The organism is Methylobacterium sp. Leaf361 (assembly GCF_001424445.1).
GTDB lineage: Bacteria > Pseudomonadota > Alphaproteobacteria > Rhizobiales > Beijerinckiaceae > Methylobacterium.
On sequence record NZ_LMPY01000004.1, the window covers coordinates 86822 to 104037 of the forward strand.

Genomic DNA, 17216 nt, shown 5'->3' on the forward strand with positions numbered 1-17216 from the left:
CGGCCCGGCGGGTGCGCCGCCGCCGCGGGACCGCCGGCTGGAAGATCGTTCCTCGCCGCCGCGTGCCTGGGAGACGAGAATTTGGGCGTGCAAAACCCGCGGGCCGGCTCCGGCGGCGCCCCCGCTCAGGCCGCGCGCAGCACCGCGATCTCGTCGATCGTGGCGGCCGCCTGGGCCCGGAGCGCGGCCAGCAGCGCGGTGACGTCCTCGCCCGCGCGGCAGGCCGTCTCGAAGGCCCGGCAGGTCGCGGCCAGATCCAGGAAGCCGATCATGCTGGCCGCCGACACCATGGCGTGCGCGTCCCCCATCAGCCGCGTCCGGTCGCCGTCGGTCGCCGCCGGCCCGAACCGCTCGGCGAGTTCCTTCGCCAGCATCGCCAGGAGGTCGCCCATGCGCGCCTGGCCGACCATCGCGGTCATCTCGTCCAGGGTGGCCCGGTCGATCGTCCCCGCGCGGCGCGGCGGCTCGGCGCGAGGGGCCGCCCACCGGTCGATCGCGGCGAGCAGCGCGTCCGCGCGGAACGGCTTGCCGATATGGTCGTCGAGCCCGGCGGCGCGCAGCTCGGCCACCTGCTGCGGCAGGACGTTCGCCGTCATCGCGAGGATCGGCAGGCGGCCGGCGGCGCCGCCCAGGGCGCGGATCCGCCGGGTCGCCGCGATGCCGTCCATCACGGGCATCTGCACGTCCATCAGCACGACGTCGTAGGACCGCGCCTGGACGGCCGCCACCGCGGCGACCCCGTCGGCCACCACGTCCACCGCGTGCCCGGCGCGCTCCAGGATCATCCGGGCGAGGTCCTGGTTGAGCGGCACGTCCTCGGCCAGGAGCAGGCGGCGGCCGGTCGCCCGGGCGATCGCCGAGGCCGGCGCGGTCGCGCGGGCCGGCGGGACCGCCGCGGGCAGGTCGGCCTCGAACCAGAAGGTCGAGCCGTGCCCGACCGTGCTCGCGACGCCGATCGTCCCGCCCATCAGCGTGACGAGGGATTTCGAGATGGCGAGCCCCAGCCCGGTGCCGCCGTACTCGCGGCTGATCGAGCCGTCGACCTGCGAGAAGCGCCGGAACAGGCGGTCGCACTTGTCGGTCGGGATCCCGATGCCGGTGTCGCGGACCGCGAAGCGCAGCCGCGTCCCGCCGATCGCGTCCGGGCTGACCCGGACCGACAGGTCGATGCCGCCCGACGCGGTGAACTTCACGGCGTTGTTGAGCAGGTTGAGCAGGATCTGCCGGAGGCGGTCCTCGTCGCCCTCGACCCAGTCGGGCAGGCCCGGGCCTTGGGCGAGCGTGAGGGCGAGCCCCTTGCGCTCCGCGGAGGGGCGCACGATCGACACCGCGTTGTCGATCAGCGCTTCCAGGGCGAAGGGCCGGGGCACGATCTCGATCTGCCCGGCCTCGACCTTCGAGAAGTCGAGGACGTCGTTGACCACGGTCAGGAGCGCGGCCCCGGCGGTGCGGATGCGGTCGGCGTTCCGGCGCGCCGACGGTCCGAGATCCGTCCCGTCGAGGAGCAGGTCGGCGTAGCCGATCACCCCGTTGAGCGGCGTGCGGATCTCGTGGCTCATGGCGGCGAGGAACTCGCTCTTGGCCGCGCTCGCCCGCTCCGCCTCCAGGCGCGCGGCGTCGGCCGCCGCCTTGGCGGCGAGGAGCGCCGCCTCGGCGGCCTTGCGGGCGGTGACGTCGATGTTGAGGCCGATCATCCGCCGCGCCTGCCCGGGCGCGCCGCGCCCGACGCCGTTGATCCAGCGCACCCCGCCGTCCGCGGTGGGGACCCGGAACTCGATCGAGAAGGTCTGCCCGGCGGCCGCGGCCGCGGCCGCGATCCGCAGCGCCCGCTCGCCGTCGGCGCGGTCGATCAGGGCGAGCCAGTCCCGGGTGTCGAGGGCGTGGTTCCGGTCGGTCTCGATGCCGTGGAGCCGCGCGCTCTCGGGGGACCACTCGATCCGGCCGCTGTCGAGGTCGAGGTGCCACGTCCCGGCATGGGCAGCCTGCTGGGCGAGGTGCAGCAGGCTGCTGGCATCCTCCACGGCGCGCCGGGCGGTGACGATCTCGTCGATGTCGAGGGCGGTGCCGAGCATGCCCACCATGCTCTCGCCCTGCCAGATCGGCAGGAGCACGATCTTGTGCCAGCGGTAGGCGCCGTCGTGCCGCTGCAGGCGGCCCTCGACCTCGTAGGGCGCGCGGCGGGCGGGCGCCTCCGACCACAGCCGCTCCATCCGCTCCGTGTCGTCGGGATGCGTCCGGGCGATCCGGGCGGCGCGCGTCGGGCCGATCGGGCCGTAGTAATCCTCGAAGCGCCGGTTGACGTAGGAGGCGTCGCCGGTCTCCGTGCTGGCGATCCAGACGAGCTGCGGCAGCGCGTCGGCCAGGGCGCGGTAGCGGGCCTCGCTCAACCGCAGGGCGTCCTCCGCGGCCTTGCGGGCGCTCACGTCGCGCAGGGTCGCCACGTAGCCGTCCGGGGCGCCGGTCGCCCGATCGTGGGTCAGGCTGAACGAGATCTCCACCCAGACCCAGTGCCCGCCCCGGTGCCGGTAGCGCTGGGAGGTCAGGGCGCGGGACGCGCGGCCGCCGGTGAGGTCGTCGAGGACGCGGCGGTACGCGCCGACCTCGTCGGGATGGACGAAGTCGAGGGGATGGGTGCCGATCAGCTCCTGCGGGTCGTAGCCCAGGACGGCGCGCACCGCCGGCGAGACGTAGCGGCGGCGGGCGGTCAGGTCGGACCAGATGATGATGTCGGTGGCGTTCTCGGCCAGCAGCCGGTAGCGGCGCTCGCTCTCCTCCAGGTCCCGCTCGGCGATCCGGTTCTGGGTCACGTCGCCGAAGGTCAGGACCGTGCCGCCGTCCGGCAGGGCGGCGCACCGGACCTCCAGGATCGGGCCGCCGGGCAGGCGCCAGTCGAACAGCGGGGGCAGCCCGGCGCGCGCGCCCGTTCCGAGGCCCGGATCGGACCCGGCCGCCGCGCAGTCGCCGCGGGCCCGCTGGTAGGCGCGGATGTCCGGGAGGGCGACGCCCGCCCGCAGGACGTCGTCCGGCAGGTCGAGCAGGTCCGCGGCGCTCCGGTTGAACGCGCGCACCCGCTGGTCGGCGTCGAGGACGACGAGGCCCTGGTCCAAGCTGTCCAGCGTGCCGCGCAGGATCATGTCGGTCTCGCGCGCCCGCCGCTCCGACCGGACGAGGTCGGTCACGTCGAGGATGAGGCCGTGCAGGGCGACGAGCGCGCCGTCGGGCCCGAACTCGGGCAGCCCCTGGATGATCGCGTCCAGCACGGTCCCGTCCGGGCGGACGATGCGGGCCCGCGCCTGGTAGGGGATTGCCGGCCGGCTTCCTTCCAGGATCCCCTCGAGCCGCGCGACCAGGGCGGCGCGGTCGTCCGGATGATAGCACGCGACGTGCTCGGCGAGCGGCAGGTCGCACGCGCCGGGCGTCCCGAGCAGCCGCGCGAGACTCGCCGATCGGGTCACCCGGCGGGTCCGCGGATCGAGACGCCACTGCCCGAAACCGGGGCCCCCGTCCCAGGGTGCAGGCTCGCCCGCGGCCCGGTGCGGAGCGGGATCCGGCGGCGCGGCCGGGCGGGTCGCGTCAGTCTGCATCGGCCCCAGGGTTCCCCACCACCGGCGCGGACCGCGCCCGGGCGCGCCCTCGGCACGCATCGGGGCGAACCTGCTCGCGCGACGGTTGCTGATTCCTTGCCGGCACCGTGCGGCATTCGGCACCTGTCCGGCCGGCGATCACGATCGCTTGAGGGGCCGGCACGCGGCGTCCCCGGCCCGGTGGGGGGCGGGTGCGGGGACGGGTGCGGGCCTACCGCACCAGCCGCTCCACGATCGCCCGCACCTGCGCCCGATCCGCCGGCTGCGGGTCGACCGAGCGGTGGATCGTCAGGCCCTCGATCACGGCGTCGAGGGCCTTGGCGGTCTCCGGCGCGAAGTGCCGTTCCAGGGCGGCCCGGCTCTTGGCCATCCAGTCCTGCATGACCCGGCGCAGCGGCGGGTTCCGGGCCGCGAAGGCGTAGAGTTCGTAGCTCAGCAGCATCGTGCGCGGGCTCGCCCAGAGGTCGCTCACGATCAGGTCGACCACGGCCTCGCAGGCCTCATCGACGGTCGCGGCCGCGGCGAGCCGGTCGGCGAACCGCGCCGAGACCGTGTCGGCGAGCCCGGTGAACGCCTCGGTCAGAAGCGCGTCGAGGCTGTCGAAATGGTAGGTCATGGAGCCCAGCGGCACGTCGGCCGCCGCCGCGACCCGGCGGTGGGTCGTGCCGGCGACGCCGTGCTCGGCGACGACGTCGAGGGTGGCCCGGATGATGCGCGCCCGGCGATCCGGGTCGAAACGGCGCTGGGCGGCGGGCAAGGGGACCTCCTCGGATCCGGTTCAGGGCAGCCGGGCCGTGACGCGCGCGGCCTTGATATGTACATCTGTACGCATAGCTAGGGTCCGACGCGGCCGGAGGGAGGTCCCCACCATGAACACAGAGATCGTGAAGACCCAGAAGCAGAGGATGCTGGCGGGCGAACTGTACTGCGCCGACGACCCGGAACTGGCCGCCGACAACCGGCGCATCTCGGAATGGATGGACCGGTATAACGCCGCGCAGACGCGGAGCCAGCCCGAGCGGCAGGCGCTCCTGGAGGAGGCCTTCGCGCGGGTCGGCCCGGGCTGCAACATCCGGCCGCCGTTCCACTGCGACTACGGCTACAACATCAGCCTGGGCCGCGGCGTGTTCCTGAACTTCGGGTGCAGCATCCTCGACGTGATGTCGGTCACGATCGGCGACCTGACGCAGATCGGCACGGCCGTGCAGATCCTGACCCCCGATCATCCGCGCGACCCGGCCCAGCGCCGGCAGATGCTGGAATTCGCCCGCCCGGTGGTGATCGGCGCCAATGTCTGGATCGGCAGCGGCGCGATCATCCTCCCCGGGGTCACGATCGGCGATGACGCGATCGTCGGGGCGGGCAGCGTGGTGACGCGCGACGTCCCGGCCGGCGCCACCGTGGTGGGGAACCCGGCCCGGCCGCGGCCGTGAGGGGGTGCGGGCGCGCGGGGCGCGTGCTGCGTGGGGGAGCGGTCCGGCCGCGTCGGCCCTCCGTCGAGCGTGCCGGCGCTCCCGTCCGGGCCGGAACTCCCGTCCGGGCCGGACCTGCCGGGGACGCCGACGACCGGTCGCGGCCGGTTCACGCGGCCGCGCGGCCAAGCTGTGCGGCCCCGCGGCGTCGCTGCCGCGGGCCGGGTGGAGCCGATGCCGGGATCGAGGCACCGGGATCGAGGCACCGGGATCGAACGGCCGGCGCGGCCCGTCCCCTGGCCTGCCGCGCCCGCGTTCGGGCGCGGCGTGGCGGCTGGATCAGTCCTTGCGGATCGGGGCCGCCGGAGCGCCTGTCTCGCCGAAGCCGAAATCGGCCAGCCGGTAGGAGAGCTGCGCGAAGCCGCCGTAGCGACCGGTCTCGAACTTCATCGGGCTGGGCGGCGAGAACGGGAAGGCCGTCGTGTGCGCCTTGTCGGCCTGGAGCTGCCAGTAGCGGCCGCCGACGCCGACGCTGACGGACGGCGTCAGGTCGTACGAGATGATCCCCTCCAGGAAGTAGCCGTCGCCGCGGCCGCCTTCCGGCCCCGGATTGATGTCGGGCCGCAGCCAGTGCCGGTCGACGCCGCTCAGGCTCACGACCGGCAGGTAGGCGCCTTCCAGGCTCAGCCGGACCCGGTCGAACCGCGCTTCGCCGATCACGCCGACGCGCAGCGCGTTCCACTGCATGCTCTCGCCCAGCGTCTTCATGCTGGTCGGGTAGGGTCTGGCGCAGGGAGCCCCGCCCGCCACCTGACGGCAGCCGTAGCCGTTATACAGTTCGGACGCGAACTGGTAGCCGAGGAAGCCGCCGAGCTTGTACCCGTCCCGGCGCAGCACGTCGTAGCCGAGATCGATCACGCCGTAGCCGATGTCGCCGTCCTTGATCGGCGATAGCGTCTTCGAATAGCGGCGCAGGGCGGGCGGGAAGTCCTCGTCGGCGAGGCGGCCGCCGGTGACGCCGCCCGAGCCGAGGAAGCCCTTGGCGAACAGGCCGGTGGGGTTGTGCTCGAGCCGTGCGAAGCTCTCGCCGGCATGCGCCTGGGTGTTGTTGTAGGTCAGGCGCGAATTGAGCTGGCCGGGCGCGTCGGGGTCGCCGAGCTTCTCGCGCGGTGTCCCGGAGCTGAAGAAGTAGCGCAGGCCGCCCTCGAAATCCCAGGTGGCCGGGCCTGCCGACGCGATCGGGGCCAGGGTGGGAAGCCCGGCTCCGAACCGGTAGTTGAGGCCGACGCGGGCCAGGAAGCCGTCCGTCGCGACCCGCGTGCCGGCGTGGTAGCCGGTCAGCACGGGGTACGACGGAGCCGGGAGGACCGCCCGGGAGCCGAGATCGTAGTAGAGACCCTCGACCTTGGCGGAGAGGTGCTCGCTGAAGGCGTGCTCGATGCCGGCGCCGGCCACGTAGCCCAGGCGCACCGCGCCCTGGCGCCCGTCGAACAGCGGGAAACCGGCCAACGACAGGTTGTTGTCGGTCCGGACCGTGCCCGCGGCGAGGCCGCCCGTGGCGTAGACGAGGGTGCGATCGACGGCGAAGCCGATCCTGCCGCGCAGGGTGGCGAGCTCGTCCAGCCTCTGGCCGGAATGGGCGACGCTGCGGCGATAGAAGCCGCCGCCCGCGGCCGGAAAGGCGCCCTCGCGGCGATCGTAGCCCCACAGCCGGGTGAACTGGTAATCCGCGGCGGCGCCGGCGACGAAGCCGGAATTCACCTGCCAATCGTAGCCGACCTCGGCGCCGCCGACGAAGCTCCCGTCCGAGGCCCGCTTCGATGGAATGACCGGGCAGTTCCGGGCTCCGGGCTGCCCGTCCGGACCTGTGCAGACGAACTGCGTGGCCCGATCGAGGGTCCCGTAACCGGCGAACAGGCCGGCATGCGCTCCGGTCCAGGAGAAGATCGGCACGGCCGTCGCCGCCGGCGGAAGGGCCCGCCGCGGGAGGTCCGCCGCCATCGCGGTCTGCGACAGCAGGCACAGGAGAAGTCCAGAACTCGAGATGCGGTACATGTAGTGTCCCCCGCCGCGCGTCGTCGAAGGCATGAGCGTCAAGGTCTCTTCGCCGGTAAGGCTTCGGATGCCGAAGCGGAGCTTCTGCTGATCTCGCGCGGTTCGCATGATGCGTTCTTATGATTAGGTCATGATGTCTCGATTCTGAAGTGTTGATTTTCGAGATTTTTCCTCAAATTTGACTGGTTCTGCAATCGTTGAGACGAGAATGATATTTTATAGATCTCACGGATTTTATAGAATGAGTATTTTGAGGGTGTATTCGATTCATTGTGGGCGGAGATGTTGATCTGATCTTCGGTCGTGCCGCGGCTTGGTTCCGTTCGCTTTTGCGGCCGGGTGATGCGTTCGTGCATCACCTGCGCCCTGCCCGGTCTAACCCAGGGCGGCCACGGGGCCGGGCCGCCGGCCCGACGCGATGCCCGTCGCGATACTGCTCCGGCGCGTTCCTGGCGGGGCGGCCCGGTCCGGGGAACCATCCGGGCGGCCCGAGCCTTCCTGGGCGGGATTGCGGGCGGATCCGGCCGCGAGTCCCCTGGAAACGCCCGCCCGTCTTCCCGGGCGGCGAGAGAGGAAACCTCACGTGCGTTCAACGATCATTGCCGCTGCCCTGCTGGCGGCCCTCGGTTCCGCCGTCGCGATCCCGGCCTCCGCCGCGCCGATCGGCCCCGGCACGGGCGTGTCGGCGCCCGCCGGCATGGTCTCGACGGTCCAGATGGATCCCGTCGAGCGCCACATGATGCGCCGTCGCATGGAGCGCCGGATGATGCGCCACCGGATGGAGCGCCACATGATGCATCGGGAGATGCGCCGCGAGATGCGCCACCGCGAGATGCGTCGCGAGATGATGCGCCGCATGTGACGCGCATCCGCGCCGGGGCTGCGTCCGCCCCGGCGCGGGCCGGGGCAGAGCCGCGAGGCGGGCTTCCCGCATCGCGGGGGCTGGGCTCGGGCTGGCCGGGGGTGCCACGTCCGAGGCGATCGAACCATCCGCGCCCCGACGCGTTTCTGGCCACCGACAAGGGAGAATTGGTACGATGAAGGCGATTCTGGCAGCGGCCGCGGTGAGCCTCGGCATTCTGGGCGTGGTCGGCCCGGTCTCCGCGCAGCCGCGCCCCGACTACGACGATTACGGCGGCCGGGGCTACCGCGACCGCGGCGACTACGATTACCGGGACCGCGGCTACCGCGACCGGGACGATTACCGCGGCCGCGCCAATTACGGGTTCGACGAGCGCGAGTACCTGCGCTGCAATCCGGATGTCCGCCGCGCCGTGGCCAACGGCCAGATGGAATCGGGTGCCGCCCACTACAAAGTGTTCGGGCGTCGCGAAGGCCGGCGGCTGAGCTGCTGACCCGATCGGCCGGCTCCCGGCCGGGCGCGCCTATCGCGGGCGTGCCCGGTCGCGCAGCAGGTTGATGATCAGGGCCGTCCAGCCGGTCTGGTGCGCGGCGCCGAGGCCCCGCCCCGTATCCCCGTCGAAGAACTCGTGGAACAGCAGCGCCTCCTCGGCACCCGGCGCCGGGGCGATCGGCGGCCGGGTCCCGAAGGCCGGCCGGCGCCCGGTCCCGTCCTTGGCGAACAGCGCGATCAGGCGGTCCTCGAGGGCGTCCGCGATGGCGCTGAGCGTCAGCATCGCGCCCGAGCCCGTCGGGTACTCCACTAGGAAGTCGTCGCCGTAATAGGTGTGGAAGCGCCGCAGCGCCTCGACGATGAGGAAGTTCATCGGCATCCAGACCGGGCCGCGCCAGTTCGAGTTGCCGCCGAACATGTTCGAGGTGGAATCGGCCGGGTCGTACCGGACCGTGAAGGAGGCGCCGAGTTCGTTGAGCACGTAGGGCGCGTCGCGGTGCACCTTCGACAGGGAGCGCACGCCGTAGGGCGAGAGGAACTCGGCCTCGTCGAGCATGCGGCGCAGCAGCGCCTTCATCCGGTGGCCGCGCAGCAGCGACAGCAGCTTGCGGTCCTTCACGCCCCCCTCGGTCCAGCGGGAGACCAAGCGGGCGAGGTGGGGCCGGTTCTCCAGCACCCAGTTCAGGCGCCGGGCGAAATCCGGCAGCCGGTGGAGCACGGAGGGCTCGATCACCTCGACGGCGAAGAGCGGGACCAGCCCGACCATGGAGCGGACCCGCAAGGGGAGCATCCCGCCGCCGGGGATGTCGACCTCGTCGTAGTAGAACGCGTCGGTCTCGTCCCACAGGCCGTAGCCCTGCCCGTCCCCGCCCGACCCGCCCATGTCGGTCATGGCCTCGGCGATCAGCAGGAAGTGCTCGAAGAACTTGGAGGCGGTGCTCTCGTAGACGTCGTTGTGGAGGGCGAGCTCCAGGGCGATGCGCATCATGGTGAGCGCGTACATCGCCATCCAGGCGGTGCCGTCGGCCTGGTGCACCACCCCGAAGCCCGGGGGCGGGCGCGAGCGGTCGAACACGCCGACATTGTCGAGCCCCAGGAAGCCGCCCTGGAACACGTTGCGGCCCTGCGCGTCCTTGCGGTTCACCCACCAGGAGAAGTTGATCAGGAGCTTGTGGAACACGCCTTCCAGGAAGGCGAGGTCGCCGCGCCCGCCCCGCCGGTCCCGGTCGATCTCGAACACCCGGTAGGCTGCCCAGGCGTGGACCGGCGGGTTGGCGTCGCCGAACTCCCACTCGTAGGCCGGGAGCTGGCCGTTCGGGTGCATGTACCATTCGCGGGTGAGCAGCAGGAGCTGCTTCTTGGCGAAGTCCGGGTCCAGCAGGGCGAGCGGCAGGCAGTGGAAGGCGAGGTCCCAGGCGGCGAACCAGGGATATTCCCAGGTGTCGGGCATCGACAGCACGTCGGCCGCCGCGAAGTGGCGCCACTGGCCGTTGCGGCCGCCCGCGCGCCCCCGGGGCGGCGGCGGCTGGAGCGGGTCGCCCTCCAGCCAGCGCCGCACGTCGTAGCTGTAGAGCTGCTTCGACCAGATCAGGCCGGCGGCGGCCTGGCGGAAGATCGCGCGGGACTCCGCGCTCGCGATGCCGTCCTGCAATTCCTCGTAGAACGCGTCCGCCTCGGCCACCCGGCGGCGGACCAGGGACCCGTCGTCGATGGCCCGGGCGCGCAGGCCCGCCGACAGCCGCAGGCGGATCCGGGCGGTCTCCCCGGGCGCCAGCCGCAGCGCGTAGTGCAGGCCGAGCTTGGTGCCCGCGTCCCGGCGCACCGAAGCGGGATCGCCGTCGACGATCGCCGCGTGGAGACCGTCCTTGAACGGCCCCGCGGCGTCCGGCTGCCCGCCGTGCCGCCGCAGGTTGGTGTCGTTCTCGCAGAACAGCAGGTCCGGCGCCCCGTCGAAGGCGAGCCGGTACGGCCCGAGCCGCTCGTGCGTGCAGACGGCGCCCCCGTCGGGCGCGCGGGCGATCCGCGGGCGCGCCTGCCCGGCCTCCCACGACCACGTGTTGCGGAACCAGAGCTGCGGGACGAGGTGGAGGTCGGCGGGCTCGGGCCCCCGGTTCAGCGCGGTGATCACCGCGTGGACGTCGTCGGCGTCGGCCTTGGCGTACTCCACGGTGACGTCGAAGAACCGGTCCCCGTCGAAGACGCCCGTCTCCTCGATCTCGTACTCGGGCTGCTCCCGCCCGCGCCGCCCGTTCTCGTCGACGAGCTCCGCGTAGGGGAAGGCCGCCTGCGGGTAGCGGTACAGCATCTTCAGGTAGGCGTGGCTCGGGACCGCGTCGAGGTAGTGGTAGACCTCCTTCACGTCCTCGCCGTGGTTGCCCTCCTGGTTGGTCAGGCCGAACAGCCGCTCCTTGAGGATGCGGTCGCGCCCGTTCCAGAGGGCGAGGGCCAGGCACAGGTTGCCGCGCTCGTCGCAGATCCCGGCCAGCCCGTCCTCGCCCCAGCGATAGGCGCGCGAGCGGGCGTCCTCGTGCGTCAGGGCGGCCCAGGCGTTGCCGCAGGGGCTGTAATCCTCCCGCACGGTCCCCCATTGCCGCTCGCTGAGATAGGGGCCCCAGAGCGACCACGCCCGGTCGCCCCGGCCCTGCTCGGCGATCCGGCGGCGCTCGGCCCAGTCCACCGACGCGTCCCGGCATTCGTCCCGACCCTCGCCCCGATCCTCGTCCCGATCCTCGTCTGCGCGCGGCCCCATCAGCCGCGTCCCGGACGCGGGCCCGGTCGGCCGGGGCTGGGGGTGCGGCGGGGACGGGAGGCGGTCATCGGTCACGGCGGGTTGCTGCGGATGCGCCGGCCCGATGCATCATCGGCGCCATCCCGACCCGTCGGGCCTTCGGGCCGCCGCACGGCTCCGTGAGGACCCGCCGGCCGATCGCGCGCCCGCGCCGGTGACCGTCTCGGCCCGCCCCGAAACCTTGACCCCGGTGAAGGTGAGCGACAGGATCGCGCCGGGTGATCTGCGACTCGACGCGCGGGGAGCCGCGTTGATCTATCCGAATTCAACGTTCGTCGGCGATCTGACCGGCCACATCTTGGGGGAACGATGACGCGATTACTGATGGCCGGCCTGGCCGGGCTGCTGTTCATGACCGCGGCGCGAGGTCAGGAGGGCGGCGCACCGGTGAAGATCGGCGTCGCCGCGCCCATGACCGGGCCGAACGCGGCTTTCGGCGCCCAGATCCGGAACGGCGTGAGCCAGGCGGTCGAGGACATCAACAGGGCCGGCACGCTGAAGGGCACGACGCTGACCGTCACGGTCGGCGACGACGCCTCCGACCCGAAGCAGGGCGTCTCGGTGGCCAACAAGTTCGCCAGCGACGGCGTGAAGATGGTCGTCGGCGACTACAATTCCGGCGNGACGGTCGGCGACGACGCCTCCGACCCGAAGCAGGGCGTCTCGGTGGCCAACAAGTTCGCCAGCGACGGCGTGAAGATGGTCGTCGGCGACTACAATTCCGGCGTCACGATCCCGGCCTCCGACGTCTATCTCGACGCCGGCATCATCCAGGTCACGCCGGCCTCCACGAGCGTGAAGTTCACCGAGCGCGGCATGTGGAACACGTTCCGCACCTGCAGCCGCGACGACCAGCAGGGCGCGGTGGCGGGCAGTTACCTGGCCGGGCACTTCAAGGGCAAGAAGATCGCCTTCGTCCGCGACAAGACCCCCTACGGCAAGGGGCTGGCCGACGAGACGCTGAAGGCGTTCAGGGCCAAGGGCGGCAAGGAGGTGCTGTCCGAGGGCATCAACCCGGGCGAGAAGGATTACTCGGCGCTCGTCTCCAAGATGAAGTCCGCCAACGTCGACGTCGTCTATTTCGGCGGCGTGCACACCGAGGCCGGGCTGATCATCCGGCAGATGCGCGATCAGGGCCTCGCCGCCCGCATGATGAGCGGCGACGCCATCCCCGACAAGGAATTCGTCCAGATCGCCGGCCCGGGCGCGGCCGGGACCCTGATGACCTTCGCGCCGGACGCCCGCAAGAACCCGAACGCCAAGGGCGTGGTCGCGGCGTTCAACGCCCGGGGCATCGATCCCGAGGCCTACACGCTCTACGCCTACGCGGCCGTGCAGGTCCTGGCCAAGGCGATGGCCGAGACCGGCTCCAGCGACGGCAAGGCGCTCGCCGAGTGGCTGCACCGGGGCAAGCCGGTGGACACGGTGGTCGGGCCGATCGCCTACGACGGGAAGGGCGACCTCACCCGCCCCGACTACGTCATCTACGAGTGGACCAAGGGGCCGGACGGCCGGATCGACTATGCCGGGCACGAGGTGACCCCGTAGGCCGGTCGGGCCCGGAGGCCGCCGCCTTACCTAATTGGATGAGGGCGGCGATCTCAACGTGGCCGCCGCGAAGGCCTTATGCTCCCGCCCGACTGCGCCGCGGTCCGGGAGAGGGAGCCTTCATGTTCGACTTCAGCCAGCTCCGGTGCTTCGCCGCCGTGGCGGAGGAGCTGCATTTCGGGCGTGCGGCCGCCCGGCTGAACATGACGCAGCCGCCGCTGTCGCGGCAGATCCAGGTCCTGGAGCGCGTCCTCGACGTGCAGCTCCTGGAGCGCACCAGCCGCACGGTCCGGCTGACCGCCGCCGGTCGCAGCTTCCTGCCCGAGGCGCAGCGCATCCTGCGGCTCGCCGAGACCGCGACGCACGTCACCCGGCAGGTCGCGGCGGGGCGCGCGGGCGTCCTCAAGTTCGGCTTCACGGCGGCCTCGGCCTACGACTTCCTGCCGCGCCTCGTCACCGCGTTCCGGCGGGCGCTGCCGGACGTGACGCTCGCGCTGCGCGAGATGGTCAGCAAGGACCAGATCGAGGAGCTGCTCGCCGGCCGGATCGACGCCGCGCTGGTGCGCCCGCCCGTGACGCACCCGGACCTGATCGCCGTCCGGGCGCTGGCCGAGCCCCTGGTGGTGGCCCTGCCGGCCGGGAACCCCCTGGCCCTGCGCGACGGGCTCGCCCCCGCCGATCTCGCGCGCGAGCCGCTCATCGGCTACGCGCCCAACGAGGCGCGCTACTTCCACGACCTCGTCCTGGGCCTGCTCGCCGAGGCCGAGATCCGGCCCCCGACGGTCCAGCAGCTCACGCAGATCCACTCGATCCTGGCCCTCGTCCGGGCGGCGCTCGGCATCGCCCTGGTGCCGGCCGCCGCCGAGCGCCTGCGCTTCGAGGGCGTGGTGTTCCGCCCCCTCGTCCTGCCGGCGCCGCGCCCGGTGGAACTGCTCCTCGCGTGGCGGCGCGACGCGGACGACCCCCTCATCGCCCAGCTGGTCTCGATCGTGGCCGAGATGCCGCCCGCGTGAGCCCGCACGGTCGATCGATGCGCGATCCGCATCGATCGATCCAGTGTTTGGCTTTGACCTCGCGGCGGAAGGCTGCGCGTGATGGGGCGGACGGCGCGCAGACGCCGCGACGCCCCCAGGGAGGATCGTGATGGACAACCTCACCAACCGCTTCAAGGCGGCCCTCGCCGAGGGGCGCCAGCAGATCGGCCTGTGGTGCAGCCTCGCCAGTCCCATCTCCACCGAGGTGGTCGCCGGGGCCGGGTTCGACTGGCTGCTCCTCGACATGGAGCACTCGGCCAACGACCTCCGGGACATCTACGCCCAGCTCCAGGCGATGATGGAGGGCGACACGCACCCGATGGTGCGGGTGCCGAGCGACGACCCGATCACCATCAAGCGGATCCTCGACGCCGGCGCCCAGTCGCTGATGATCCCCAACATCGACGACGCCGCGCAGGCCGCCCGCGTGGTCGCGGCGACGCGCTACGCGCCCCGCGGCATCCGCGGCTTCTCGCAGGCGCCCCGCGCCGCCCGGTTCGGCCGGATCAAGGACTACCACACCCGCTGCGAGGCCGAGATCTTCGTGGCTGTGCAGGTCGAGTCCCGTCGCGCCCTCGACAATCTGGACGCGATCGCCGCCGTGGAGGGCGTGGACGGCGTGTTCATCGGGCCCGGCGACCTCTCCACCAGCCTCGGCTATGTCGGCCAGCAGGGCCACCCGGAGGTGGTCGCCACCATCGAGGCGGCGGTCGCCCGGATCGTCCGGGCCGGCAAGCAGGCCGGCATCCTCACGCCGAGCGAGGAGCTGGCCCGCCGCTACATCGCGGCCGGCACCCGCTTCACCGCGGTGGGCTCCGACATGGGGCTCCTCGCCCGCAGCTCCGAGGCGCTCGCCGCCCGCTTCCGCGCCTGAGCTCCGCAACGGGATCGTACCCATGAACATCGGATTCATCGGCCTCGGCATCATGGGCACGCCCATGGCCGGACACCTGATCGCGGCGGGCCACAGCCTGTTCCTCAAGTCCCGGCGCAGCGTGCCCGAGGCCCTGCTCGCGGCGGGCGGCACCGCCTGCGCCACCGCCGCCGAGGTCGCCGAGCGCGCCGACACGATCATCCTGATGCTGCCCGACACCCCGGACGTGGAGCAGGTCCTGTTCGGCGCGGGCGGCGTCGCCGAGGGGCTGTCGCCCGGCAAGACCGTGATCGACATGAGCTCGATCGCGCCGCTCGCCACCAAGGATTTCGCCGCCCGGATCGCCGAGCGGGGCGGCGCCTATCTAGACGCGCCGGTCTCGGGCGGCGAGGTCGGGGCCAAGAACGCCGCGCTCTCGATCATGGTCGGCGGCGAGGCCGAGACCTTCGCGCGCGCCGAGCCCCTGTTCGCCGCGATGGGCAAGACGGTCACGCATGTCGGCCCGGTCGGGTCCGGACAGGTGGCCAAGGTCGCCAACCAGATCATCGTCGCCCTGACCATCGAGGCGGTGGCCGAGGGGCTGCTCTTCGCCTCGAAGGCCGGCGCCGATCCCGCCAAGGTGCGGCAGGCGATCACCGGCGGGCTGGCCACCTCGCGGATCCTGGAGCTGCACGGCGCGCGGATGATCGAGCGGACCTTCGATCCCGGCTTCCGCATCGGCCTGCACCAGAAGGACCTGAACCTCGCCCTGGACAACGCCCGGACGCTCGGCCTCAGCCTGCCCGCCACGGCGCTGGCGCAGCAGCTGTTCTCGGCCTGCGTGGCCCAGGGCGGCGCGGCCTGGGACCACTCCGCCATGGTGAAGGCCCTGGAGGCCCTGGCGAACCACGCGGTCGGCGACGCCGCCTGATCCCGACAGGAGCCCGGACGGGCGCGAGACGGAAGGAGCATCCGATGCAGGCCGAGATCGAAGCCCCGACCCGCCCGCACCCGGCCGGCGCGGGGGCCGGAGGGGCCGCAGGGGCCGCCGGCGACGTGCCGCGCACGATCCGCCTGAGCGACAGCGACAACGTCGCGATCGTGGTCAACGCCTTCGGGCTGCCGGCCGGCACCGTGTTCCCGGACGGGCTGGAGCTCGTCGAGTTCGTGCCGCAGGGCCACAAGGTGGCGCTCACCGACATCCCGGAGGGCGGCGAGGTCCGCCGCTACGGCGAGGTGGTGGGCATCGCGACGCAACCGATCCCGCGGGGCGCCTGGGTGGAGGAATCCCGCGTCGCGACGCCGGTCGCCCCCGCCCTCGACGCCCTGGAGATGGCCACCCGCGTGCCGGCCCCCCTGCCCCCGCTCGAGGGCTACACCTTCGCGGGCTACCGCAACCCGGACGGGTCGGTGGGTACCAAGAACATCCTGGCGATCTCGATCAGCGTGCAGTGCGTCGCCGGCACCCTCGACGTGGCGATCCGGCGGATCAAGCAGGAGCTGCTGCCGCGCTTCCCCAACGTCGACGACGTGGTCGGCCTGACCCACGCCTACGGCTGCGGCGTCGCCATCAACGCCCCCGAGGCGGTGGTGCCGATCCGGACGCTCCAGAGCCTCGCGCAGAACCCGAATTTCGGCGGCGAGGTCATGGTCGTCGGCCTCGGCTGCGAGAAGCTCGTCTCGGAGCGGCTCCTGCCCGACAGCGGCGCGGCCGGCGACGGGGTGGTGCGGCTGCAGGACGAGCGCCACCGCGGCTTCTCGGCCATGATCGACAGCATCCTGACCATGGCGGAGGCCCGCCTGGAGGTGCTGAACCGCCGGACCCGCGAGACCTGCCCGGCCTCCGAACTGGTGGTCGGCCTGCAATGCGGCGGCAGCGACGCGTTCTCGGGCGTCACCGCCAACCCGGCGCTCGGCTTCGCGGCCGACCTGCTGGTCCGCTGCGGCGCCACCGTGATGTTCTCCGAGGTGACCGAGGTGCGCGACGCGATCCACCTGCTCACCCCGCGGGCGAAGAGCCCGGAGGTCGCCGCGGCGCTGGTCCGCGAGATGGCGTGGTACGACGCCTACCTCGCCAAGGGCGAGGCCGACCGCCGGGCCAACCCGTCGCCGGGCAACAAGAAGGGCGGGCTCAACAACATCGTCGAGAAGGCGCTGGGCTCGGTCGCCAAGTCCGGCACGAGCGCGATCTCCGGGGTCCTGGCGCCGGGCGAGCGCGTCCGCGAGAAGGGGCTGATCTTCGCCGCGACGCCGGCGAGCGACTTCGTCTGCGGCACGCTGCAGCTCGCCTCGGGCATCACCCTGCAGGTGTTCTCCACCGGCCGCGGCACGCCCTACGGCCTCAGTCAGGCGCCGGTGATCAAGGTCGCCACCCGCACGGAGCTGGCCGAGCGCTGGTCCGACCTGATCGACCTCGACGCCGGCCGCATCGCCACCGGCGCGGCGACGATCGAGGAGGTCGGCTGGGAGCTGTTCCACCTGATCCTCGACGTCGCGAGCGGGCGCAAGCGCCCCTGGTCGGACCGGTGGGGGCTGTTCAACGACCTGACCCTGTTCAACCCCGCGCCGATCACCTGAGACCGGCGGAC

At 72.5% G+C, this 17216-nt stretch carries 13 protein-coding genes and 1 pseudogene; 10 read left to right on the top strand and 4 right to left on the bottom strand.

The window, feature by feature from the left end; translation table 11 throughout:
• Window positions 1–125 precede the first annotated feature (125 nt).
• Together ASG32_RS05465 and ASG32_RS05470 are read right to left on the bottom strand one after the other, a co-directional pair.
• Window positions 126–3455, bottom strand: coding sequence for a PAS domain S-box protein (locus ASG32_RS05465; RefSeq protein WP_244491820.1), 3330 nt, complete (start codon window positions 3453–3455; stop codon window positions 126–128).
• Between the two features lie 340 nt (window positions 3456–3795).
• Entirely contained in the window at window positions 3796–4341 is a 546-nt protein-coding gene (locus ASG32_RS05470; protein ID WP_056523340.1) for a TetR family transcriptional regulator C-terminal domain-containing protein, read from the bottom strand.
• 112 nt (window positions 4342–4453) lie between these two features.
• On the opposite strand from ASG32_RS05470, the gene ASG32_RS05475 reads away from it, so the two are divergent.
• Window positions 4454–5017 (top strand): sugar O-acetyltransferase, encoded by a 564-nt coding sequence (locus tag ASG32_RS05475; protein WP_056523342.1) that lies wholly within the window; start codon window positions 4454–4456, stop codon window positions 5015–5017.
• Between the two features lie 318 nt (window positions 5018–5335).
• Here ASG32_RS05475 and ASG32_RS05480 read toward each other — a convergent pair whose 3' ends face one another.
• Window positions 5336–7084, bottom strand: coding sequence for an outer membrane beta-barrel protein (locus ASG32_RS05480; RefSeq protein ID WP_244491822.1), 1749 nt, complete (start codon window positions 7082–7084; stop codon window positions 5336–5338).
• A gap of 550 nt (window positions 7085–7634) precedes the next feature.
• On the opposite strand from ASG32_RS05480, the gene ASG32_RS05485 reads away from it, so the two are divergent.
• A complete protein-coding gene (locus ASG32_RS05485; protein WP_012318753.1) occupies window positions 7635–7913 on the top strand; it encodes a hypothetical protein in 279 nt (92 codons plus the stop codon).
• Between the two features lie 175 nt (window positions 7914–8088).
• On the top strand, window positions 8089–8406 hold the full coding sequence (locus ASG32_RS05490) for a hypothetical protein (protein WP_020093199.1): 318 nt from the start codon (window positions 8089–8091) through the stop codon (window positions 8404–8406).
• Between the two features lie 30 nt (window positions 8407–8436).
• Here ASG32_RS05490 and ASG32_RS05495 read toward each other — a convergent pair whose 3' ends face one another.
• Window positions 8437–11154 (bottom strand): glucosidase, encoded by a 2718-nt coding sequence (locus ASG32_RS05495; RefSeq protein ID WP_244491824.1) that lies wholly within the window; start codon window positions 11152–11154, stop codon window positions 8437–8439.
• A 103-nt stretch (window positions 11155–11257) separates the two neighbouring features.
• Between ASG32_RS05495 and ASG32_RS05500 the strand changes: the two genes are divergently transcribed.
• From ASG32_RS05500 to garD, 7 genes and pseudogenes are all read left to right on the top strand, one after another.
• Window positions 11258–11506, top strand: a complete 249-nt coding sequence (locus tag ASG32_RS05500; protein ID WP_056523347.1) for a hypothetical protein — start codon at window positions 11258–11260, stop codon at window positions 11504–11506.
• Between the two features lie 38 nt (window positions 11507–11544).
• A partial coding sequence (locus ASG32_RS34920) for an ABC transporter substrate-binding protein (RefSeq protein WP_280141553.1) occupies window positions 11545–11815 on the top strand: 271 nt, incomplete at its 3' end.
• Between the two features lies 1 nt (window position 11816).
• A pseudogene (locus ASG32_RS05505) lies at window positions 11817–12741 on the top strand (branched-chain amino acid ABC transporter substrate-binding protein); the annotation flags it as partial.
• Between the two features lie 122 nt (window positions 12742–12863).
• Complete coding sequence (locus tag ASG32_RS05510; protein ID WP_056523351.1) at window positions 12864–13754, top strand: LysR family transcriptional regulator; 891 nt, start codon at window positions 12864–12866, stop codon at window positions 13752–13754.
• A gap of 130 nt (window positions 13755–13884) precedes the next feature.
• Complete coding sequence (locus ASG32_RS05515; RefSeq protein ID WP_056523353.1) at window positions 13885–14649, top strand: HpcH/HpaI aldolase/citrate lyase family protein; 765 nt, start codon at window positions 13885–13887, stop codon at window positions 14647–14649.
• Window positions 14650–14671: 22 nt separating this feature from the next.
• Window positions 14672–15559 carry a 2-hydroxy-3-oxopropionate reductase gene (locus tag ASG32_RS05520; RefSeq protein ID WP_056523355.1) on the top strand — a complete coding sequence of 296 codons (888 nt, stop codon included), beginning with the start codon at window positions 14672–14674 and terminating at the stop codon, window positions 15557–15559.
• A gap of 44 nt (window positions 15560–15603) precedes the next feature.
• Entirely contained in the window at window positions 15604–17205 is a 1602-nt protein-coding gene (gene garD, locus ASG32_RS05525; RefSeq protein WP_107351924.1) for a galactarate dehydratase, read from the top strand.
• Window positions 17206–17216: the final 11 nt, after the last annotated feature.

Excerpts from the sequence above, each read along its gene's own strand:
- ASG32_RS05475 (WP_056523342.1), top strand. The coding sequence starts at position 4,454 with ATGAACACAGAGATCGTGAAGACCCAGAAGCAGAGGATGCTGGCGGGC.
- ASG32_RS05480 (WP_244491822.1), bottom strand. The coding sequence starts at position 7,084 with ATGCCTTCGACGACGCGCGGCGGGGGACACTACATGTACCGCATCTCG.
- ASG32_RS05490 (WP_020093199.1), top strand. The coding sequence starts at position 8,089 with ATGAAGGCGATTCTGGCAGCGGCCGCGGTGAGCCTCGGCATTCTGGGC.
- ASG32_RS05495 (WP_244491824.1), bottom strand. The coding sequence starts at position 11,154 with ATGGGGCCGCGCGCAGACGAGGATCGGGACGAGGATCGGGGCGAGGGT.
- ASG32_RS05500 (WP_056523347.1), top strand. The coding sequence starts at position 11,258 with ATGCATCATCGGCGCCATCCCGACCCGTCGGGCCTTCGGGCCGCCGCA.
- ASG32_RS05510 (WP_056523351.1), top strand. The coding sequence starts at position 12,864 with ATGTTCGACTTCAGCCAGCTCCGGTGCTTCGCCGCCGTGGCGGAGGAG.
- ASG32_RS05515 (WP_056523353.1), top strand. The coding sequence starts at position 13,885 with ATGGACAACCTCACCAACCGCTTCAAGGCGGCCCTCGCCGAGGGGCGC.
- ASG32_RS05520 (WP_056523355.1), top strand. The coding sequence starts at position 14,672 with ATGAACATCGGATTCATCGGCCTCGGCATCATGGGCACGCCCATGGCC.
- garD (WP_107351924.1), top strand. The coding sequence starts at position 15,604 with ATGCAGGCCGAGATCGAAGCCCCGACCCGCCCGCACCCGGCCGGCGCG.